Source organism: Nocardiopsis sp. M1B1 (assembly GCF_052466615.1).
Genome location: NZ_CP196194.1, coordinates 1,407,985 through 1,430,589 on the forward strand (window position 1 = coordinate 1,407,985; position 22,605 = coordinate 1,430,589).

Annotated in this window: 11 protein-coding genes; all 11 read left to right on the forward strand. The window is 72.8% G+C overall.

The window, feature by feature from the left end:
- The 11 genes from ACSTA4_RS06330 (at position 1) to ACSTA4_RS06380 (ending at position 22,591) form a co-directional block, all read left to right on the forward strand.
- On the forward strand, positions 1-1,062 hold the full coding sequence (locus ACSTA4_RS06330) for an ABC transporter ATP-binding protein (protein WP_248773849.1): 1,062 nt from the start codon (positions 1-3) through the stop codon (positions 1,060-1,062).
- Complete coding sequence (locus ACSTA4_RS06335; RefSeq protein ID WP_444962747.1) at positions 1,055-2,101, forward strand: ABC transporter ATP-binding protein; 1,047 nt, start codon at positions 1,055-1,057, stop codon at positions 2,099-2,101. Before ACSTA4_RS06330 ends, ACSTA4_RS06335 begins: the two co-directional genes overlap by 8 nt.
- A gap of 4 nt (positions 2,102-2,105) precedes the next feature.
- Positions 2,106-2,294 carry a hypothetical protein gene (locus ACSTA4_RS06340; protein WP_444962748.1) on the forward strand — a complete coding sequence of 63 codons (189 nt, stop codon included), beginning with the start codon at positions 2,106-2,108 and terminating at the stop codon, positions 2,292-2,294.
- Positions 2,291-4,096: an ABC transporter substrate-binding protein gene (locus ACSTA4_RS06345; protein WP_444962749.1), complete on the forward strand. Its 1,806-nt coding sequence runs from the start codon at positions 2,291-2,293 to the stop codon at positions 4,094-4,096. Before ACSTA4_RS06340 ends, ACSTA4_RS06345 begins: the two co-directional genes overlap by 4 nt.
- A 1,214-nt stretch (positions 4,097-5,310) precedes the next feature.
- The gene (locus tag ACSTA4_RS06350) at positions 5,311-7,842 is read left to right on the forward strand and encodes an ATP-binding protein (protein ID WP_444962750.1); all 2,532 of its coding nucleotides are present in this window, start codon (positions 5,311-5,313) and stop codon (positions 7,840-7,842) included.
- A 96-nt stretch (positions 7,843-7,938) separates the two neighbouring features.
- A complete protein-coding gene (locus ACSTA4_RS06355) occupies positions 7,939-8,364 on the forward strand; it encodes a roadblock/LC7 domain-containing protein (protein WP_013151544.1) in 426 nt (141 codons plus the stop codon).
- Between the two features lie 37 nt (positions 8,365-8,401).
- On the forward strand, positions 8,402-8,761 hold the full coding sequence (locus tag ACSTA4_RS06360) for a DUF742 domain-containing protein (protein ID WP_013151545.1): 360 nt from the start codon (positions 8,402-8,404) through the stop codon (positions 8,759-8,761).
- A 22-nt stretch (positions 8,762-8,783) separates the two neighbouring features.
- Positions 8,784-9,341, forward strand: a complete 558-nt coding sequence (locus tag ACSTA4_RS06365) for a GTP-binding protein (protein WP_047869036.1) — start codon at positions 8,784-8,786, stop codon at positions 9,339-9,341.
- 60 nt (positions 9,342-9,401) lie between these two features.
- Complete coding sequence (locus ACSTA4_RS06370) at positions 9,402-10,664, forward strand: styrene monooxygenase/indole monooxygenase family protein (protein WP_444962751.1); 1,263 nt, start codon at positions 9,402-9,404, stop codon at positions 10,662-10,664.
- 508 nt (positions 10,665-11,172) lie between these two features.
- Complete coding sequence (locus ACSTA4_RS06375; protein ID WP_444964108.1) at positions 11,173-19,275, forward strand: SDR family NAD(P)-dependent oxidoreductase; 8,103 nt, start codon at positions 11,173-11,175, stop codon at positions 19,273-19,275.
- The gene (locus ACSTA4_RS06380; RefSeq protein ID WP_444962752.1) at positions 19,265-22,591 is read left to right on the forward strand and encodes a type I polyketide synthase; all 3,327 of its coding nucleotides are present in this window, start codon (positions 19,265-19,267) and stop codon (positions 22,589-22,591) included. The genes ACSTA4_RS06375 and ACSTA4_RS06380 overlap by 11 nt, the downstream gene beginning before the upstream one ends.
- Positions 22,592-22,605 lie beyond the last annotated feature (14 nt).

The window sequence follows — 22,605 nt, forward strand, 5'->3', positions numbered from 1 at the left end:
ATGACCGACCGCACCGCCGCCCCGCCGTCCGCCGAGGGCCCCCTCCTGTCGGTGAGGGGGGTGGACGTGGGCTACCGCACCGGCCGCAGGAAACAGGTCACCGCGGTACGCGACGTCTCCTTCGACCTCCACCCCGGCCAGTCCATGGCCCTGGTGGGGGAGTCCGGCTGCGGCAAGACCACCCTGGGCCTGGGCCTGCTCCGGCTGCTCCCGCGCACCGGCGTCCTCTCCGCGGGCGAGGTCCTCTTCCGCCGCAAGGACGGCCGCCTCGTCGACGTGCGCACCCTCGCCCGCGAGGACCTGCGCCGTTTCCGCTGGAACGAGGCGGCCATGGTCTTCCAGGGCGCCATGAACGCCTTCAACCCCGTGCTGCGGGTGCGCGACCACTTCCTCGACACCTTCCGCGCACACGACCGGGGCCGCCGCACGCGCGCCGAGGTCCTCGAACGCTCCGCGGAGCTGCTGCGCATGGTCCGGCTCGACCCCGCCCGGGTGCTGGACAGCTTCCCCCACGAGCTCTCCGGCGGCATGCGCCAGCGCACCCTCATCGCGCTCGCCCTGGCCCTGGAGCCGCAGCTGCTCATCCTGGACGAGCCGACCACCGCCCTGGACATCCTCACCCAGCGCTCCATCGTCGAGCGCCTCGCGGAACTGCGCGAGGAGCTGCGCTTCGCGATGGTCTTCATCACCCACGACCTGGGCCTGGCCGCCGAACTCGCCGACCGCGTCGGCACCATGTACGCGGGACGGCTGATCGAGACCGGCACCACCCGCGACATCTTCCACCGCGCCCGGCACCCCTACACCTCGGCGCTGATCAATTCGGTGCCCCCGGTCACCGGCGATCTCAGGGTTCCCGAGTCGCTGCCCGGAGGCCCGCCCAGCCTCTCCGCGCTGCCCCCCGGCTGCTCCTTCGCGCCGCGCTGCAAGCACGCCGTCGAGCGGTGCGAGTCCACCCGGCCCGTGCTCGACGTGCTCACGCACCGCCCCGACGGGCTGAGCCACGCCGCCGCCTGCCTGCGTTCGAACGAACTCTCCACCGAGGGGGCCACCCGTGACTGACCGGACCGTTTCAGCGGACCCGCGGCCCGAGCCCGGCGCCGCACCCGCCGGCGACGGCGGGGAGGCCCCGCCGGTACTCAGCCTGCGCGGCGCGCACCAGGTCTTCTCCACCCCGCGCGGCGACGTGCCCGCCGTCGCGGGGGTCGACCTGGACGTGCGCCCCGGACGGGTGCTGTGCCTGGTGGGGGAGTCCGGCTGCGGCAAGACCACCAGCGCCCGCATGGCCGCGGGCCTGGCCGACCCGGTCCGGGGCTCCGTGCTCTTCCGGGGCAGGGACGTCGCGGAGATGGACCGCCGCGAACGGAGCCGCTTCCGCCGCTCGGTCCAGTTCATCCACCAGGACCCCTACGCCTCGCTCAACCCCGTGCGCACCGTCTACTCGACCGTCTCCGCGGGGCTGCGCCGCCACGGGCTGGTCAAGGACAGGCACGAGGCCCGCCGGGCCACCGCCGAACTCCTGCGGCGGGTCGACCTCACCCCGGCTGAGGAGTACCTCGACAAGTACCCGCACCAGATGTCCGGCGGCCAGCGCCAGCGCGTGGCCGTGGCCCGCGCCCTGGCGATGGAACCCGAGGTGATCATCGCCGACGAGTCCACCTCGATGCTCGACGTGTCCATCCGGGTCAGCCTGCTCAACACCCTCGGCGCGCTGCGCGACGACCTCGGCGTGGGCTTCCTGTTCATCACGCACGACCTGGCCGTGGCCAAGTACTTCGCCTGGGAGGGCGAGATCGCCGTCATGTACCTGGGCAGGATCGTCGAGCACGGCCCCACCCAGCGCGTGGTCAACGATCCCCGCCACCCCTACACCAAGGCGCTCATCGACGCCGTCTGCGAACCGGACCCCGACCTGGCGCACGGCCGGGAACGGATCAGGCTGCGCAGCTCCGAGATCCCCGACCTGACGGACCTGCCGTCCGGGTGCGACTTCCACCCGCGCTGCCCCCTCTACGAGGAGGGCGGCTGCGACACCGTCCGGCCGCCGCTGGCCCCCGCGCACGACCGGCTGCTCGCCTGCCACGTCGTCGGCCGGGGGTGAGGCCGTGCTCGCCGTCGTCGGCCGCTTCGGACTCCTCGCCGGAGCCTTCCTCGCCCTGACCAGCGCACTCATGCTCGTCCTCACACCCCCCGGCACAGCCGAGTTCGTCATCAGCGCCCTCACCGTCGTGATCGGCCTGGTCGTGCTCTCCCTCGGTCTGCTCGCCGTCCTACTCGAAAGGAAGCGCCAATGACCCCTTCCACCCCCCACCCCCTGATGCGGGACCTGAGCCGCAGGCGCCTGCTCCGGACGATCGGCTTCGGCGCGGCGGGCGTCGCCGGCGCCGGCGTGCTGTCCTCCTGCGCGGGCGGCGACAACGCCGAGAGCGGCGCCGCGCAGTTCACGGGCGTCTTCGACTTCGACCTGGCGGCCCAGACGCGCAACGTCGCCGTGGAGGACGGCGCGCTGCTGATGAACTCCGTGTACGCCGACCTCTTCCTGCCCGCGGGCGCGTTCTACAACTGGGAGACCCACGAGTGGGACTACCTGCTCCTGGAGAACAGCGCCTGGGAGGACGACGACCTCGTCGTCACCCTGCGCCCGGGCCTGAAGTGGAGCGACGGCACCGACCTGACCGCCGAGGACCTGCACCAGAACTACGCCATCCGGGTCCTGGAGGCGCCCGCCTGGTCGGTGGGCTTCCCGCAGATCACCGAGCTGGAGCGGCTGGACGACCTCAGCGTCCGCGCGCGCTTCGACAACCCCTTCCCCGGCATCGAGCTCCAGGTCGTCAAGCACCGGATCTTCTCCAAGTCGACCTACGGCGACTTCGGGGAGCGCGCGATCGCGATGGTGGCCGACGGCGTGCGCCAGGGCGACGACGAGCACACCGAGTTCAACGCCGAGTTCATCGAGTTCAACCCCGAGGAGATCATCACCAGCGGCCCCTACACCTTCGACCGTGCGCAGATGTCCGACGCGCGGATCACCCTGGTGCGCGAGAGCACCGGCTACCAGGGCGAGGAGGTGAACTTCGAGGAGGTGGTCGTCCACAAGGGCGACAACCGCCAGGCCTCCCTGCTCATCCAGCAGGGCGAGGTCGACTACTCGACCCTGGCCACCTCCGCCGCGGACCAGCAGGCGTTCCGCGGTGTCGAGGGGTTCCGGTGGATCGAGCACCCCGGCTACGACGGCTGCGGGCTGATGTTCAACTACGCGGCCAAGCCCGAGCTGAGGGACGTGCGGGTGCGCAAGGCGCTCAAGCACCTGCTCGACGGTGACCAGATCGGCCAGGTGGCCCGGGGCGAGGCCTACGACGGGGTGCGGTACTACTCCGGGCTGGTCGACCTCCAGACCGAGCAGATCTTCACCCCCGAGGAGCTCGCGGAGTTCGCCAGCTACGACCACGACCCGGACCGGGCCACCGAACTGCTGGAGGAGGCGGGCTGGACCAAGGAGAACGGGGTCTGGCACACCGCCGAGGGCCGGGAGGCCAGCTACGAGATCATCGGCGTCGCGGGCTGGGGCGACTTCGAGCTGACCGCCACCCAGGTGGAGGAGGCCTGGAACGCCTTCGGGATCAGGACGACCGCGCGCAACGTGCCCGCGGACAACCCCTGGGGCATCTGGGCCGCAGGTGACTTCGAGGTGGCCGTGCGCCACTGGGGCAACCCGGAGATCCCGCAGTACTGGGGCGCCTTCCAGATGAACTTCCTGGTGGAGAACGCCCGCACCGGCGAGAACCCGGGGCAGGACTTCGACCTGAAGGTGGACAGTCCCAGCCAGGGCGAGGTGGACCTGGAGGCGCTGGTCGAGGTCGCCAAGACCGCGCAGACCGAGGAGGAGCAGACCGAGGCCCTCAAGACGATGGCGATCGTCTTCAACGAGCTGCTGCCGCGCATCCCGGTCTGGACCTACAAGTACCTGGCCCCGGCCCTGGAGGGCGCGCGGGTGGAGTCCTTCCCCGAGGACCACCCCGCCGCCCAGAACCAGATCTACCGGGACAACCACATCATCCTGTCGCTGATGCAGGGCGGCCTGGAGGCGGCCGGGTAGGGGCGGCGGGTCCGGGGGACCGGGCCGGACCCGGGGGCGGGGCCGCGCGGCCCCGCCCCTTCTGTGCCTACTCTCTCTTTTGTGCCGGAATCATGACCCTTGATGTGCATTCGCGTCAGGGGAAGGTAGTCTCCTGTACGTCGGGAGGACGGTGTCCGAACACCGCCCGTTTCCGGCGCCAACGCCTTCGGAAGGGCCGCCCCGGCCTCCTCCCCGAAGGTGCGGAAAACGTTTCCGCGCTCCGCGTTCCCCCGGTCGTGCCCCGCTCCGGTGCCGCACGACCCGCGAGGCGCGTCGCCCCTCGTCCGGAGCCGTTCCCGGAGCAATTCCGTGAACGGCGCGCGAGCGGGGGAAGAGGAATCGACAGGAGAGCCATGACCCCCGCTCCCCGTGGACCCGCGCACCCGGGCCGTCCGTGCGCCGGGGCCCCGCGCCCCCGCGCCGACGCGGTGTCCCGCAGCGGCGGGCCGACGCGGCCCCCGTACGACGGGGCTTCCCGCCGGTGCGGCCCGATGGCCGGCCCGGTTCGGCGGCCGTTCGCGGAGCCGCGCGTCCGCGCTGTTCAGGGCGGGTGCGCGTGGTTCCGGATCACGGGTCCGCCGGTGCGGCGGACCGGTTGCTGACACCTGTCCGGAAACAGACACGTGTCCATAAATCTCACAAAAACATCTGGGGTCACACCGGCTCCTGGACGGCGTTTGTGCACGTCAGAGGTGTTGTTCCGGGTGCTTTTGTGATCCTTCCATGATTCGTCTGCCAAGGCTGTCGACCTTTGTTAGTCTGGCGAACCGAACGACGGTTCTCGGTGGAAGTACAGGAATTGTGCGGGGCATGGATACTTGTCTCCGGATGGGGTGTCGCACCCGTCTGGTCCCCGCTCGGGCGGGGGCGCCCCGGCCGAGGCCTTCTTCCGGCGCACGGGGCAACCGGTTGCCACGGGGGTTCCGAGCGGGACCCCGGGGCGGCCACCTCCCCGGGCAGGGCGGTGGAGCGGCGCCGCCGCCGATCCAGCCCCACCGACGCGAGGAGACGAGATTGTGGCAGAGGCGCCGTCGCCGCGAGACAGCCCCGCCCCGTACCCGCGCGGGGGCGGGTCGATGACGTCAGCGGAGGACGGGCAAGGAGCCAGGCGGGAGGGACGGTTCCGACGGGCCATCTCCCGTATGGTCAGAGCCCAGGAACCCCCCTCACCGGAGACCCAGCAAGGAAATCCCGTGCATCATCCCGTGCATCCGCACTCGCAGAATTCCGGCCGCACGTCGGACCGGGACGGCGTCCAGCCCACGGGCGGGACCGCTCCCGAGTCGGGCGCGACGGAGCGCGGCGACGCCGCGCCCCCCGCGACCGGCCCTTTCTCCGGCTCCGCCGAGAACGGGTACCGGCCCTCCTCCAGGACCAGCGTCCCCAACCCGTACACCACCCGGCGGGTGAACGTCGACGACGTGGACACCGGGGCCTCCCCGGTCAACCAGTGGCGCGGCGTGGGCCTGGACGAGCCCGAGCCGCGCACCCCACCCATCACGGCCACCACGGACACCATGACTGACACCTCCTCACCGACAGAGCGCGCGGAGCGGCCCCAGGCCCCCGCGGCGCAGACGCAGGCGGCGCCCGCGGACACCACGCCGCAGCCGACCCCGCGGCCCGAGCAGGCGGCGCGGCAGCGGGCCGAGGCCCCGCACGGCCGGTCGCGGCTCCCCGAGGAGCAGGGCCACTCGCCCCGGTCCGAGCAGGCGGACGCCCACCGACAGGACCCGCCGCAGGCCGACGACCACCGTCGCCCCGAGCCACCGCAGGCCGCCGCGCCCCAGGCCGACGACCACCGCCAGCCGGAGCAGCCCCAGACCGCCGCGCCTCAGGCCGCCGCGTCCGCCGAGGGCCACCAGCAGCCTCCCCAGGCGTGGGCCGGGCCCGCGCCCCAGCCCTACCAGGTGCCGGGGGAGCGCCCCGCGCCCCCGCAGGTACAGGGTCAGCACGGGTACGCCCAGCAGCCGGGCCCCGGCCCGGTCGGCCACGACCCCTACGCGCCCCCCGCGCACTACCAGGCGGCCCCCGGCGCGCAGTACGGCCCCTACCACCCGGCCGGGCAGGAGCCCCACCACCCCTACCCGCCGCACCCGCAGCCCGCCCCGGCGCCCTACCCCGCCGCGCCGCCGCAGCACGGCGGCTACGCGCCCCAGCCGCAGGGCCAGCACCCCTACCCCGCGCAGCCCGCGCACTACCCGGCGCAGTACCCGCCCCAGCCGCTGGTCACCTACCAGAGCGCCTACCCGGCGCCCTTCCAGCCCCCCGGCTACGTCATGCACGGCCAGCCGATGTTCTACCCGGGCCAGTACAACCCCTACGGCCAGCCGGTCCAGCACATCATCGTGCTCACCGCCGGACAGCAGCCGCAGGTGATCAGCGCCGAGTCGGCCGGCACGTTCTTCGCCGAACAGGCCGAGTCCCGGACCGACTCCGCCGAGCGCGAGGACCGGGCCCTGACGCGCGCGGGCTCCGACACCGACGCGGCCAAGGAGCAGCCGGAGCGGGAACAGGAGCGCGAGGCCCCGGCCGAGGCCGCCGCGGAGCCCGCCGAAGCGGCCCCCGAGGCCCCGGCCGGGACGCTGACCGAGCGCAGAGCCGCACTCATGGACGCGATCGCCCCCGCCGCGGCCGCCCCCGCGCCCTCCGACGACGGCAGCAGCCTCCTCAACGAGGCCCTCGCGGGACTGGCCATGCGCGACCTGTCGCTCGTGGACGCCCTGCTGGAGATGGTCGAGGAGCTGGAGACCGACGCCCAGGACCCCGACCTGCTCGACAAGCTCTTCCAGATCGACAACTTCGCGACCCGTATGCGGCGCAACGGGGAAAACTTCCTGGTGCTCACCGGGCATGACGGCGGCGAGTCCGACGCCCACGACGAGATCGTCCCCCTCCTCGACGTGGCCCGCGCCGCCACCTCCGAGATCAAGGACTATCCCCGCGTCCGGATGGGCAAGATCCCGCAGACCTCCATCACCGGTATGGCGGCCGACGACATCAGCCACCTGCTCGCCGAACTGCTGGACAACGCCACCGCCAACTCGCCCGAGCACTCCCAGGTCGTCATCAGCGCCCAGGAGATGGCCGACGGGCGCCTCATGATCGTCGTCGAGGACGAGGGCGTGGGCATCCCCGAGGGACAGCTCGCCGAACTCAACGACCGTCTCGCGGGCGAACCCGTCCTGGACGCCGACGTGCCCCGCCACATGGGCCTGTACGTCGCCAGCCGGATCGCCAAGAAGCACGGGCTGGAGGCCAGGCTCGAACCCCGATCCTTCCGCGGGGTGAGCGCCTACGCGATCATCCCCAAGGAGCTGCTGCGCGTGGCCACGCCGCGAACCCCCGGACAGGCCCGCACCTCGACCGTCCCGACCAGCGCACCGCCGGCCAAGCCCGCCCCGGCCGCCAAGCCGGTCACGCCCGCCCCGGCTCCCGCCCGCCCCGCCGCCAACGGCACGGGCAAGCCCTCCGCGGCGAGCGGTTCGTCGGTGACCTCCGCCGGGCTGCCCCGGCGCAGCGCCACCCCGCACGGGTCGCCCCTGCGGATGATGCCCCGCCCCGGACAGAAGCCGGACACCCCGCCCCAGTCCCGCGAGGACACCCCGCCCAGGCTCACCGGCGACGCCCGGGCCGAGCAGATCCGCGACGAGCTCGGCGACTTCTTCGACGGCGAGCGCGAGGCCCGCGAGGGCGGCGACGAGCCCAAGGACGACAAGAAGTGACGGCTCCCGACCCCGTCCAGGGCGCCCCTCCCGGCGTGCCCCGCAGACACCACAGCAGCGAACACGACCCTCGGCCCAGGCAGGTAAGGCACAGCGATGACTGAATCCGTGAACGACAGTGTTGAGAACTTCTCCTGGCTCATCGACCGCTTCGTCCGCGACGTGCGCGGTGTCGAGCACGCCGTCGTCGTCTCCTCCGACGGCCTGGTCCTGACGCACTCCAGCGACTTCCCCGAGGAGCACGCCGAGCAGCTCGCGGCCATCGCCAGCGGTCTGCACAGCCTCGCCGTCGGCGGCGCCAACCTCTTCCAGAGGGGCGAGTGCGAACAGCTGCTGGTCCGCTTCAACCACGGCCACCTGTTCATCATGGCGATCAGCGACGGCTCCTGCATGGCGGTGCTCACCGCCCCGGGCACCGAGCTCAAGATCGTCGGCTTCCAGATGACCAAGCTCGTGGAGAACGTCGCCCACGTGCTCACGCCGCAGCTGCGCTCGCAGCTGCGCGAGGTCATCCAGAACTGACGACGGTGCCCGTTCGGGAGGAGAGGTTGCCTCGGCTATGAGCTTCCGCAGGCGAAGGAGTAACCGTGTCCGTCCGTTCACCTTCACGGGTGGGCGGACACGGTCGCGGCATCCGCTGATGGTGCAGACCCTGGTCTCGACGTCCGAGCCCGGGCAGGAACCTCCTGGCACCCTCATGCCGGAGTCGATCAGTATCTACAAGCTGTGCCGGGAGACCCGGTCGCTGGCCGAGGTCTCGGCCGAGTTGAACATCCCCCTGGGCGTCACCCAGGTTCTGGTCAGCGACCTGGCCGAACAGGACCTGGTGTACATCCACCCGACCATCACCGGCAGCAGTCCATCGGAAAACCAGGTTCTGGAGAGGGCTCTTCGTGGTCTCGAACGACTTTTCCAGTGACAAGAGGTCGAATCGCAAGAAGATGTCGAGCAAGATCGTCATCGCCGGGGGCTTCGGCGCCGGCAAGACGACCTTGGTGCGCTCGGTGTCGGAGATTCCCCCTGTCACGACCGAGGCGATCATGACCGAGGCCAGCATCGGTCATGACGACACCTCGATCACACCCGACAAGACGACCACCACCGTCGCGATGGACTTCGGTCGCATCACCATCGACGACGAACTGGTCATGTACATGTTCGGCACACCGGGCCAGGCGCGTTTCTGGTTCATGTGGGACGATCTGGTCCGCGGTGCGGTGGGCGCCGTCGTCGTGGTCGACTGCCGGAGGCTCGCGGACTCCTTCGACGCGGTCGACTACTTCGAGACGAACAAACGCATCCCCTACATCGTGGCGCTGAACAAGTTCGAGGGCCGCCTCGACTACACCTCCGAGCAGGTCCGCGAGGCGCTGGAGGTCAGTCCTGAGGTACCCATCATCGACTTCGACGCCCGGAACCGGTTGTCCGGGGGTGAGGTGCTCAAGACGCTGCTGCGGTACGCGTTGGAGCACAACCGCGCCAGCGAGCCCGTCGCCTGACGGACGGGGAGACGCCGGTCTTCCCACCGCCCCGCAGATTCCCCAGGAAAGTTAGCGACAATGCGCAAGATCCTTATCGTCGGCGCGGGCCACGCCGGCCTGCACCTGGCCCATGGGCTCCTCACCCATGGATACGACGTCACGGTGATCACGGGGCAGTCCTCGATGGAGATCCGGACGGGCAGGCCGTCGATCTCGCAGTTCACGTTCCCCACCGCCCTGGAGCACGAGCGAAACTTCAACCTCGATCTCTGGAGCGCCCTGTCGCCGCAGATCAGGGAGCAGACGGTGCACCTGTATCCGGGCGGGGGCAGCCTCATGTCCTTCACCGGCAGGACGGGTGAGAACAACGACTACGCCGTCTCCATCGACAGGCGTGTGAAGATGGCCGACTGGCTGGAGTACTTCGAGGACCGCGGCGGCAAGGTCGTGATCCACGGTGTCACGGTCACGGACCTCGACTACTTCTCGCGGATGTTCGACCTGATCATCGTGGCGGTCGGCCACGGCGAGCTCGGCCAGCTCTTCGACTACGACGAGAGCAGGTTCTCAGGAGCCAGGCCGCGTGCGATCGCCCAGGCGCACGTCTACGACGTCTGGCCTGCCGAGGGCCAGGACGAGAACATCAGCTGGGCCGCGTCCGCCGCGGAGGCGGGCAACATCATCCTCCTGCCGATCCTCGGCCAGGACGGCCCCTGCCACTCGCTCGTCATGGTGGACAAGCGCGGCGGTCCCATGGACACCTGGCCCGACCGTCCCGGCCCTGAGGAGCAGCTGCGCCGGATGAAGGACCTCCTCCGCCGGTACGCTCCCGAGTACTTCGAGCGGGCCAAGGACGCGGTCCTGATCGACGGCAGGAACAGCACTCTGGTGGAGGACCTGACCCCCCAGGTGCGCAACCCCGTGGGGGTCCTCCCGTCCGGCGGACGCGTCCTCGGGATGGCGGACGTCATCGTGACCATGGACCCCTACGTGGGACAGAGCTGGAACAACTCCACACGGTGCGCGGAGGCCTACCTGGAGGCCATCATCGAACGCGGTGACCAGCCCTTCGACGAGGGATTTCTGGTCGGCGCCTTCGACCGTTTCTGGGAATTCGGTCTCTACAACCAGCAATGGTCCGAGATGTGCTCCACCTGGTGGGACCAGGGGGACATGTCTCCGCAGATGGTGGAGCTGCTGTCCGCCGCCGTGAAGTACCGTGAGATCTCCGACCGCTGGATCCAGGGGTGGGACTACTCGCCGGACTACGGTAAGTGGCTGCTAGATCCGCAGTTGGCCGCAGAGTACGTGGCTGAGGTGCGCGCACGCCACGGCGACTGACGTGTGCGTACCCCAGCGGCCTGAGCCCGGTGTCCGGCGGACACCGGGCTCAGCTGCTTTCTGTGGGAGGTGTCACTCGGTTACACGCTGGACCGGAATTCCAGAAAGCAATGTCCGAAAATAAAGATTCCGTTGTCACCGGCTGTGAACTGTGGGTACTATCCTTCGGGTTGATGTCCGAAAGCGTGGCATGGTGAGTGGTGGGTCATTTGTTTCTTGAGGGCGAACTGTCCGTATGTGGACTGATTTGTTAGTGTCGGGCGGAGCCCTCTGCTGATGATGAGACCTGCGATGACCTCTGGTAGTACCCTTCCTCTCCTCCGGACCTGACAGAAACCTCCGCTTCCCTGCGGCCGCACGGGGACGCGGACCGCTAATCGACCATTCCTGGCCTGTACGAACACACAGCAGTGGCCCGTGCATTTGCACCGGAAGATCTCCGGTAGGCGGATTTCCGGCACACCGCGCGCGGAGCAAGGGGGCCGGTGGTGTGAGATCGGAGACGACGATGGTGACGGGTGCGTGGACGACTCCTGGGGCCGACGAACCGATCGCGGTGGTCGGGCTCTCCCTCCGGCTCCCCGGAGCGTCGACTCCGGAGGCTTTCTGGCGGCTGCTGTGCGAGGGCCGGGAGGCGATCTCCGCCCCTCCCGAGCGGCTCGGCGTCGCCTCCGCCACGCGCGACCCCTACTGGGGCGGGTACCTCGACCGGGCCGAGGACTTCGACGCCGGATTCTTCGGGGTCTCGCCGCGCGAGGCGCTGGCCATGGACCCCCAGCAGCGGCTCATGCTGGAGCTGAGCTGGGAGGCCGTGGAACGCGCACGCATGGCGCCGGACTCCCTGCGGGGCACCGACACCGGTGTGTTCACCGGCGCCGTCGCCGCCGACTACGGCCTCCTGCAACAGCGTGCCGTGCGCGGCGGCGCCACCCACCACACGCTCACGGGCACCCAGCGCGGCATGATCGCCAACCGTGTCTCCTACGCCCTCGGACTGTCCGGGCCCAGCCTGACCGTGGACAGCGGACAGTCGTCGTCCCTCGTCAGCGTGCACGCGGCCATGGAGAGCCTGCGCCGGGGCGAGTGCGGTATGGCGCTGGCCGGCGGAGTCAACCTCATCCTCGTCCCCGAGAGCACCGAGAGCGTCGCCCGGTTCGGCGGGCTCTCCCCGGACGCGCACTGCTACACCTTCGACGCGCGCGCCAACGGCTACGTGCGCGGCGAGGGCGGCGCCGTGGTCGTGCTCAAACCCCTGGGCCGGGCCCTGGCCGACGGCGACCGCGTCCACGCGGTCCTGCGCGGCGGTGCCGTGAACAACTCCGGCCGGACCCCCTACCTCGCCCGGCCCGACGCCGCGGGCCAGGAGAGGGTCCTGCGCGCCGCCCACCGCAGGGCGGGGGTCGACCCGGCGCGGATCGGCTACGTGGAACTGCACGGCACGGGTACGCCGGCGGGGGACCCGGTCGAGGCCGCCGCGCTCGGCGCGGTGTTCTCCGACGGACGTGAGGAGCCGCTGCGTGTGGGGTCGGCCAAGACCAACGTCGGCCATCTGGAGGGCGCCGCCGGAATCGTCGGCCTGGTTAAGACGGTGCTCAGCCTCTCCCACGGACAGCTCCCGCCCACACGCAACTTCGCCCGGCCCCACCCCGGCATCGACCTGGAGGCGCTGCGGCTGAGTCCGCAGTTGCGGCGCGAGCCGTGGCCCGCGGACGCTCCGCTGGCGGGTGTCTCCTCCTTCGGCATGGGCGGGACCAACTGCCACCTGGTGCTCGGTCCGCCCCCGCCGGTCCACACGGACCGGTCCGGACCGGCGACGGGGGAAGGGGGCATCGACCCCGTCCCGTGGATCCTGACGGCCCGGTCCGAGGAGGCCCTGCGTGCCCAGGCCTCCTCCCTGCACTTCTTCGTGTCGTCCCGGCCGGGCCTGCGGGTGCAGGACGTGGGCCTGTCGCTGGCCACCACCCGCACCGTGTTCGAGCACCGCGCGGTCGTCTTCGCCTCGGGCGGTGACGGCGCGCGGGAGCTGGAGTCGGTCGCGCCCTCGTCCGCTCCCGCCGACGAGGCGCAGGAACGGCCCGTCCTGGTCTTCCCCGGCCAGGGCGGCCAGTGGGAGGGGATGGCCCGGGACCTCCTCGACGGTGACGGCCTTCTGGCCCAGGTGTTCACCCGGCGCCTGCTGGAGTGCGAGCGGGCCCTCTCCCCCCACGTGGACTGGTCGCTGATCCAGGTACTGCGCGGCGAACCCGGGGCACCGGCCTACACCGGCTCGGGAGCGCGCGTGGACGTCGTCCAGCCGGTGCTGTGGGCGGTCATGGTCTCCCTGGCCAAGGTGTGGTCGGCGCTGGGCGTGGAGCCGGCGGCGGTCATCGGGCACTCCCAGGGGGAGATCGCCGCGGCGTGTGTGGCGGGAGCCCTGTCGCTGGAGGACGCCGCCAAGGTCGTGGCCCTGCGCAGCCGTGCCCTGACCTCGCTCGCCGGAAGCGGCGGCATGGCCTCGCTGGGGTTGTCCCCCGAACGGGCAGGGGAACTCGTCGCGGGTGAGGAGGACCTCCACCTGGCCGCGGTCAACGGCCCCGAGTCGGTCGTGGTCTCCGGAAGCCCCGAAGCGGTGCGCCGGGCCGTCGAGCTCTGCGTCGACCGCGGCGTCCACGGCGCCCTGGTCGACGTGGACTACGCCTCCCACTCCTCTCACGTGGAGCACATCCGCGAGGAGCTGCTCGCGTGTCTGGACGGGGTCGAACCGCGCCCCGCCCGGGTGCCGTTCTTCTCCACCGTGACCGGGAGGTCCCTGGAGGGGGCCGAGGCGCGGACGGACGCGTCGTACTGGTACGGAAACCTGCGCGGTACCGTCCGCTTCGCCGACGCGGTGAACGCGGCCGTGGAGTCCGGCCACACCACCTTCGTCGAGGTGGGACCGCACCCGGTGCTCTCCTTCGGCGTCGAGCGGACGCTGGACGCCCGCGGGGCTCGGGGCAGGGTGCTGCCGACCCTGCGCCGGGGGGCCGGTGACCAGGCGCAACTGCTGACCGCGGCGGCGCAGGCGTTCACCGCCGGGGTCGGCGTCGACTGGGCGGCCCTGTTCGCGGGAACCGGCGCGAGCCGTGTCGACCTGCCGACCTACCCGTTCCAGCGCCAGCGGTACTGGCCGCACACCCACGCCCCGGCGCCCGTCGAAGGGCCGCCGACCGACGAACCCGACGCGTCCCCCGCCGCGCCCCGCGGTGACGCCCGGAGTACCCGCGCGCTGGTGCGCGGGCACACCGCCCGGGTGCTCGGGCGGGCGTCCCTGACGGCCTCGGACGAGCGCCGCGCCTTCCGCGACCTGGGTTTCGACTCGATGATGCTGCTCCAGCTCGGACGGGCGCTGTCCCGGGAGACGGGGGTCCCGCTGGAGGAGACCGTCCTGTTCGAACTGCCCACCCCCTCCGCACTCGCGGAGTTCCTGGTCGAGGAGGCGGGGGAGGAGGTGTCCGGGGCCGCCGGGCCGCCCTCCGCCCCGCCCACGCCCGCTCCCCCCGCGCCCGCGTCGGCCCCCGCCGTCACGGCACCGGCTCCCGACGACGACCCGATCGCCATCACCGCGATGGCCTGCCGCCTGCCGGGCGGGGTGCGTTCCCCCGAACAGTTGTGGCGACTCGTCGACGACGGTGTGGACGCCATCGGGGACTTCCCCGACAACCGCGGCTGGGACCTGGAGAACCTGTACGACCCCGAGCCCGGCACCCCCGGACGCACCTACGCGCGCTCGGGCGGATTCCTGTACGACGCCGACCTGTTCGACGCCGGCTTCTTCGGGATCAGCCCCCGCGAGGCCGACGCCATGGACCCCCAGCAGCGACTGCTGTTGGAGACCTCCTGGGAGGCGATCCGGCGTGCCGGGATGAGCACGGACGACCTGCGCGGACGCCAGGTCGGCGTGTTCGTCGGCGCTATGCCCACCGACTACGGGCCGCGCCTGGCCGACCCGAGCGCGGGCGACGACGGGGGGTACCGGCTCACCGGCAGCACCCTGAGCGTGGCCTCGGGCCGTGTCGCCTACGTCCTCGGCCTGCGTGGGCCGGCACTGACCATCGACACCGCCTGCTCGTCCTCGCTCGTGGCCCTGCACCAGGCGGCCGAGGCGGTCCGCAGGGGCGAGTGCGAGATGGCCCTCGCCGGGGGAGCCACCGTCATGGCCACCCCCGGCATGTTCCTGGAGTTCTCCGCCCAGCGCGGACTGTCGCCGGAGGGCCGCTGCCGAGCCTTCGGGGCCGAGGCCGACGGCACCGCCTGGGCCGAGGGCGCGGGCGTGCTCCTGCTGGAGCGCGCCTCACGCGCCCGCCGCGCCGGGCGCCCGGTTCTGGCACTGGTCAAGGGCAGCGCGGTCAACTCCGACGGGGCCAGCAACGGGCTGACCGCGCCCAACCCCGACGCCCAGGAGCGGGTGATCCGTCAGGCCCTGGCCTCGGCCGGGGTGGAGCCCGGCGAGGTCGACGCCGTCGAGGCGCACGGCACGGGCACCCGGCTGGGCGATCCGATCGAGGCCAAGGCGCTGATCTCGGTGTACGGCCGGGCGCGCGAGGGCTCCGCGGAGGACCTGCGGCTGGGCTCGCTCAAGTCCAACATCGGCCACGCCCAGGCCGCCGCCGGCGTGGCCGGGGTGATCAAGACGGTGGAGGCGCTGCGGTACGGGCGGCTGCCCCGGACGCTCCACGCCGACGTGCCCACGGACAAGGTCGACTGGGACGGCAGCGGCGTGCGGGTGCTCACCGAACCGGAACCGTGGCCGGACACCGGGCGCCCGCGCCGGGCCGCGGTGTCCTCCTTCGGGATCAGCGGTACCAACGCGCACGTGGTGCTGGAGGGCGTGGCCGACGAGGGCGCCGCGGTCATCGTCCCCGACGACCCCTTCCACCGCGAACGCCACTGGGTGGACGCCTCCGTCCGGGCCGGGGCCGGACCCGAACCGCACGAGGCCGCGGAGCCGCTGCTCGACGAGGGTCTGGCGCTGGTCGACGGGCGCACCGTGTTCACGGGGCGCATCGGCACCGACGGCCAGCCCTGGGTGCGCGACCACGGCCTTCTCGGCCGGATCGTCGTGCCCGGCACGGCGCTGGTGGACCTGGCCGCGTACGCGGCCGACCGGGTCGGCTCCGCCACCGTGGCCGACCTGGTCCTGGAGGCGCCGCTGGTGCTGACGCACGGCGAGGGAGCCACGCTCCAGGTCACCGTGGGCGCCTGCGACGACCGGGGGCGGCGCGAGGTGCACGTCCACGCCCGCTCCGCGCGGGCCGCGTCGGACGCGCCCTGGGCCCGCTACGCCTCCGGCGTCCTGGCGGACGAGCCGGGGCCCGGTACCGGACCCGCCGACGCGGACGGCTCCGTCCCGGCGGACCTGCCCTGGCCTCCGGCCGACGCCGACCCGGTGACCGTTCGACCCGACTACACCCGTCTGGCCCGGCGCGGCTACGCCTACGGTCCGCTCTTCCAGGGGCTGAGGAGCGTGTGGCGGTGCGGGGACGACATCCTGGCCGAGGTCGAACCGCCCGACACGCCGTACACCGGCGGCCCCTTCCACGGTCCCCATCCGGCTCTGGCGGACGCCGCCCTGCACGCGATCCTGCTGTACGGCGGTAGCGGCGAGGACGCGCTGACGGTCCCCTTCGCCTGGTCGGGGGTACGGGTGCGCGCCCTCGGCGAGGAGGCCGCGCGCGGACGCCTGCGCGTGCGCGCCACCGAACTGGGCGCCGACCGCTACCGCGTGCGCGTCTTCGACGAGGCCGGGAACACGGTCGTGGCCGTGGACGAGCTGGCCATGCGCACACTGGACGGGGACGCCCTCCCCGAACGCGACCCGTCCGAGGTGTCGGCCCTGCACGAGCTGGTGTGGGAGAAGGCCGCCGCACCCGGCTCCACGCCCTCCGTCCCCACCGGGCTGCCCGGTTTGGACGCCGTCGACCGGGACGGCGCGGTGCCGCCGGTGGTCTACACCGAGCTCCCCGCCGCGGCGGTCTACGCCGAGGGCGACACCTCGGTGCCCGAGTCCGTCCGCCAGGGGCTGGACGCGGTCCTGGGGACCATCCGGACCTGGCTCACCGACCCGCGCACCGAGCACTCCCGCCTGGTGGTGGTGACCTGGCGCGCGGTGGCCACGGGCCCCGGCACGCGGCTCAGCGGGTTCGCCGCGGCGCCTGTGTGGGGTCTGCTGCGGGCCGCCCAGAGGGAGCACCCCGGGCGTCTGGTGCTCGTGGACTCCGACGGGTCGGAGGACTCCCACCGCGTCCTGCCCGGAGCCGTCGAGCTCGGTGAACCGCAGATGGCCCTGCGCGCGGGCGCGGTCCTGGTGCCCCGGCTGACCAGGGCCGAAGACGACCGCTGGTTGACGCCCCCCGGCGCGCTGTGGCGTCTGGGCAGCAACCGTCCCGGTTCGCTGGAGAACCTGGAGCTGCTGCCGGCGCCGGAGGCCGGGGAGGAGCTCGGCCCGCACGAGGTGCGCGTCGCCGTCCGAGCCGCCGGCGTCAACTTCAAGGACGTGGTGGTGGCGCTCGGCATGGTCGAGGGGGACAGGGGCGTGGGCCTGGAGGGCTCCGGGACCGTCCTGGAGACGGGTGCCGAGGTGACGGGCCTGAATCCGGGCGACCGCGTGGCGGGCGTGTTCGACGGGGCGTTCGGCCCGATCGCGGTCGCCGACGCCCGCAGGCTGGCCCGGGTCCCCGACGGATGGTCCTTCGAAGAGGCCGCGGCCGTGCCGGTCGCCTTCCTGACGGCCTACTACGCCCTGGTGGACCTGGCGGCGGTACGCCCGGGGGAGAGCGTCCTGGTGCACGCCGCCGCGGGCGGCGTGGGAACGGCGGCCGTCCAGCTCGCGCGGCACATGGGGGCGCGCGTGTTCGGTACGGCGAGCCCCCGCAAGTGGGTCGGCCTGGCCGAGTACGGGCTCGACGAGGAGAGGCTGTCCTCCTCCCGCGACCTGGAGTTCGAAGCACGGCTGCGCGCCGCCAACGGCGGGCGCGGCATGGACGTGGTCCTCAACTCGCTCAGCGGGAAGTTCGTGGACGCCTCCCTGCGGCTCCTGCGTTCCCCGGGCGACGGCGGGGGGCCGGGCGGCAGGCTCGTGGAGATGGGGCTGACCGACGTCCGCGACGTGCGCGACGTCGCCGCGGACTTCCCCGGGCGCGGCTACGAGGCGTTCAAGCTGACGGACGTGGCCCCGGAGCGGATCGGCCAGATGCTCGGGCGGGTCCTGGAGCTCTTCTCCAGCGGCACGCTCAAACCCCTTCCGGTCACCGTCCACGACCTCCGCGACGCCAAGGACGCCCTCCGCGGCCTTCAGCGGGGGGAGACCGTCGGCAAACTCGTCCTGACCGTTCCGGCGCCCTTCCCGCAGGAGCGCACCACGCTGGTCACCGGCGGCACCGGCACCCTGGGGCACCGGGTGGCACGCCACCTGGTCGCCGGTTACGGAGTGCGCGACCTGCTGCTCGTCAGCCGGAGCGGCCCCGAGGCGCAGGGCCAGGAGGCGCGCACGGCCGAACTGGAGGCACTCGGGGCCCGGGTGAGCGTGGCCGCCTGCGACGCCGCGGACAGGAAGGACCTGGAGCGGCTCCTGGACGGGCTCCCGGCGGACCGCCCGCTCGGCGCGGTGGTGCACACCGCCGGCGTCCTCGACGACGCCACCGTCACCTCGCTCACCGGCGAACAGGTCGACAGGGTGCTGCGCCCCAAGGTCGACGCCGCGTGGAACCTGCACGAGCTGACCGCGGAGGCCGACCTGGGCGCGTTCGTGCTGTTCTCGTCGGTGGCCGGAACCCTGGGCACCGCCGGGCAGGCCAACTACGCCGCGGCCAACGTCTTCTGCGACGTACTGGCCCACCACCGCCGGGAGCACGGCCTGCCCGCCACCTCCCTGGCGTGGGGCCTGTGGGCCGGGGCCAGCGGGATGACGGGCCACCTGGACAGGACCGACCTCGGTGTCCTCGGCCGGACGGGACTGCTCCCGATGCCCGAGGACGAGGCCCTGCGGCACCTGGACACCGCCCTGCTGCGGAACATGGTCCACGGCGTCCCCGCCCTGTTCGACTCCGCCGCCGATACCGGTACCGGCGTGCTCCGGGGCCTGGGCGGGCCGTCCCCGCAGGGCGCGCGCGCACCCCGGGGCGAAAGGGGGGCGAAGGAGGCCGCCGAGCGGTTCTCCGCGCTGTCCGGACCCGAGCGCGAGCGCGCGCTGCTCACCGAGGTCCGTACGCACACCGCCGTGGTCCTTGGCCACGGCCCCGACGCCAGGACCTCGCGGGTGGGCGCCGACCGGCCCTTCACCGACCTGGGGCTGGACTCGCTCACGGGTGTGGAGCTGCGCAACCGGCTCAGCGCCTCGACAGGTGTGCGGATCCCGGCCACCGCGGTCTTCGACCACCCCACCCCGCGCGCCCTGGCCGCGTTCCTCCTGCTGCTGCTGTTCCCCGAGTCCCCGGACCGGGACGCGGCCGGGGAGGACGGCTCCGGGTCCGGTGACGGAGCCGGGAACCCGGACACCGGCATCGACACCATGGAGGTGGACGAACTCGTCACCCTCGCACTCCGGGGGCAGCACGATCCCCACCACGCTGGACAGGAGACGGCAGTTGACCACTGATGACGCACGCCTGGTCGCGGCGCTCCGTGCCGCGATGAAGGAGAACGCGCGGCTGCGCGAGGAACTGGACCGCTCGACCCGGCCCGAACCGATCGCCATCGTCGGGATGGGGTGCCGCTTCCCCGGGGGAGCCGACACTCCCGAGGGACTGTGGGACATCGTCTCGCGGGGACGCGACGCGGTGCGCCCCTTCCCCGCCGACCGCGGCTGGGACCTGGAGGAACTCCTCGTCGGGCGGTCGGGGGAGCCGCGTTCGTCGACCGGCCAGGGCGGGTTCCTCGACCGCCCGGCCGCCTTCGACGCCGAGTTCTTCGGAGTCTCCCCGCGTGAGGCGGTGGCGACCGACCCGCAGCAGCGGCTCCTGCTGGAGACCGCCTGGGAGGCGGTCGAACGGGCCGGGATCGACCCGGAGTCGCTGGCCGGCTCCGAGACCGGCGTGTTCGTGGGCACCATGGCCCAGGAGTACGGGCCCCGGCTGCTGGACGCCTCCTCCGACGGCTTCGCGCTCACCGGCTCCTCGCCCAGCGTCGCCTCCGGCCGGGTGTCCTACACCCTGGGCCTGACCGGCCCCGCGGTCACCGTGGACACGGCGTGCTCGTCCTCGCTGGTGGCCCTGCACCAGGCGGTCCGGAGCCTGCGCGGCGGGGAGTGCTCGTTGGCCCTGGCCGGGGGCAGCTGCGTCATGGCCTCCCCCGGGCTGTTCACCGAGTTCTCCAGGCAGGGGGGCCTGGCCCCCGACGGTCGCTGCAAGGCCTTCTCCGCGGACGCCGACGGCACCGGCTGGGCCGAGGGCGTGGGCATGATCCTGTTGGAGCGGCTCTCCGACGCCCGACGCAACGGGCACACGGTCCTGGCGGTCGTGCGCGGCAGCGCCGTCAACCAGGACGGGGTCTCGAACGGGATCATGGCCCCGAACGGACCGTCGCAGCAGCGCGTCATCGCACGGGCCCTGGAGGAGTCGGGCCTCACCCCGGGCGACATAGACATGGTGGAGGCGCACGGCACCGGCACCCGACTGGGCGACCCCATCGAGGCGCAGGCGCTCATCGCCGCCTACGGCCGGGGCCGCCCCGAGGACCGCCCCCTCTGGCTGGGTTCGCTCAAGTCCAACATCGGCCACGCGCAGTCGGCCGCAGGAGTCGGGGGCGTGATCAAGTCCGTCATGGCGCTGCGCCACGGCGTCCTGCCCCGGACCCTGCACGCGGACGAGCCCTCGCCGCTGGTGGAGTGGGCCGGGAGCGGTGTCCGGCTGCTGACCGAGGCCAGGCCCTGGCCCGAGACCGGCAGGCCGCGGCGCGTCGGGGTCTCGTCGTTCGGGATGAGCGGTACCAACGCGCACCTGGTCCTCGAACAGGCTCCCGACGACGCCGGGCCGGAACCGCGCCCGGCGGGCGCCGCGGGCCCCGTCCCGTGGGTGCTGTCCGCGCGCACCGAGGCCGCGCTGCGCCAACAGGCGGCCCGGCTCGCCGACCTGCTGCGCCTGTCCCCCGAGACCGCGTCCGAGGACGTGGGCTGGTCGCTGGCCACCGCACGGTCCGGGTTCCCCCAGCGGGCGGTCCTCCTGGCCGGCGACCGTGCCGAGGCGCTGGAGGCGCTGGACGCCTTCGCCGACGTGAGGCCGGCACCGGGCGTGATCCGCGGCCGCTCCGTGGCCGAGCCCCGCACCGCGTTCGTCTTCCCCGGGCAGGGGGCCCTCGACGCGGAGCTGGACCTGGGCGCCCTCATCGACGCGCAACCGCGGTTCGCCGAGGCCGTCCACGAGTGCGAGAAGGCGCTCTCGCCCTACCTCGACTGGTCGGTGACGGCGGCGCTGCGCGGCGGTCCCGGCGCCCCCGACACCAGTCGTCCCGATGTGGCCCAGCCGCTGCTGTTCACGGTCATGGTCTCGCTCGCCCGGCTGTGGCGGTCCCACGGCGTCGAGCCGTCCGCCGTGGTCGGCCACTCGCAGGGGGAGATCGCCGCCGCGCACGTCGCGGGCGTCCTGACCCTTGAGGACGCCGCCGCGGTGGTGGCCCTCCGGAGCAGGCTCGTCCTGCCCCTGGTGGGGAGCGGCGGAATGCTGGCGCTGCAGCTGCGTCCCGGACAGGAGCCCCCATCACTGGAGCGCTGGAGCGGCAGGCTGGACGTGGCCGCCCACAACGGACCGAGCGCGGTCGTGGTCGCCGGGGACGACGGTGCGCTCGGGGAGCTCTCGGAGTGGTGCGCCGCGGAGGGGGTCCTCGCCTTCCCCGTCGCGGCGGACTTCGCCGCGCACTCCCGGCAGGTCGACGCCCTGCGGGCGGAGCTCCTGACCGCACTCGCCGGGATCCGGCCGGAGCAGGGGGAGCTCCCGCTGTACTCCACAGTGCACGGTGCCCGGATCGACGGCACCACCATGGACGCCGAGTACTGGTACCGCAACATCCGCCAGACCGTGCGGTTCGAGGAGGCCGTACGCGCCATGGCGGAGGACGAGTTCACCACGTTCGTCGAGATGGGACCGCGGCCGGTCCTGACCATCGGCGTCCAGCAGACGCTGGAGTCCGCCGGCGCGAACGGCGGCGAGACCGCTGTCCTCGGCGCGTTCCACGGCAGGGCCAGCGGGCCCCGGGAGTTCCTGGCGGCCCTCTCCGAGGTGTGGGTGTGCGGCACCGTCCCGGACTGGTCGGTGGTGTTCTCGGAGTACAACCCGCGCGTGGTCGAGCTGCCCACGTACCCGTTCCAGCACCGGGACTACTGGCTGGACTCCGCGCCCCGCTCCGCCGCGACCCCGCCGGACGACCGTGCGGAGCAGGTACCCGCGGACACCGGGACCTCCCCGCGCGGGAGCCTGTCCGCGCTGTCGGAGCTGTCCGAGCGCGAGCGCGAGGACGCAGTGGTCGCGTTGGTCCGTGAACACGTGGCGGCCGTGCTCGGCTTCGCCTCGCCGGAGCAGGTGGACGTCCGGCGCGGCTTCCTGGACGCGGGCGGCACCTCCCTGGGAGCGGTGCGCCTGCGCAACGCCCTGAACGCGGCGACGGGCCTGGAACTACCGGTGACCGCCGCCTTCGACCACCCCACACCGCTGGCCCTCGCCCGGCACCTGCTCTCCCTGCTGCTCTCCTCCGGCGACGGCGGCACCGCCGACCCGACCACCGCGCTGGACCGGCTCCGATCGGCGGTGCGGGCCACGGAGCTGCGCAGCGCCGAACGCGAGGCCGTGGTGGCGGGACTCCGCGATCTGCTGTACACGCTCACCGAAGGCCGGAGGGCGACGACGGACGGTACCGAGGAACTGGAAGGCGCGAAGGATGACGAGCTCATCGAGCTCATCGGCAAGGAATTCGGAATCTCCTAGCCGCCGTACGCTCC

What these genes read in the sequence shown, in the direction of transcription:
- ACSTA4_RS06330 (WP_248773849.1), top strand. Translation starts at nt 1, where the DNA reads ATGACCGACCGCACCGCCGCCCCGCCGTCCGCCGAGGGCCCCCTCCTG.
- ACSTA4_RS06345 (WP_444962749.1), top strand. Translation starts at nt 2,291, where the DNA reads ATGACCCCTTCCACCCCCCACCCCCTGATGCGGGACCTGAGCCGCAGG.
- ACSTA4_RS06355 (WP_013151544.1), top strand. Translation starts at nt 7,939, where the DNA reads ATGACTGAATCCGTGAACGACAGTGTTGAGAACTTCTCCTGGCTCATC.
- ACSTA4_RS06360 (WP_013151545.1), top strand. Translation starts at nt 8,402, where the DNA reads ATGAGCTTCCGCAGGCGAAGGAGTAACCGTGTCCGTCCGTTCACCTTC.
- ACSTA4_RS06365 (WP_047869036.1), top strand. Translation starts at nt 8,784, where the DNA reads ATGTCGAGCAAGATCGTCATCGCCGGGGGCTTCGGCGCCGGCAAGACG.
- ACSTA4_RS06370 (WP_444962751.1), top strand. Translation starts at nt 9,402, where the DNA reads ATGCGCAAGATCCTTATCGTCGGCGCGGGCCACGCCGGCCTGCACCTG.
- ACSTA4_RS06375 (WP_444964108.1), top strand. Translation starts at nt 11,173, where the DNA reads ATGGTGACGGGTGCGTGGACGACTCCTGGGGCCGACGAACCGATCGCG.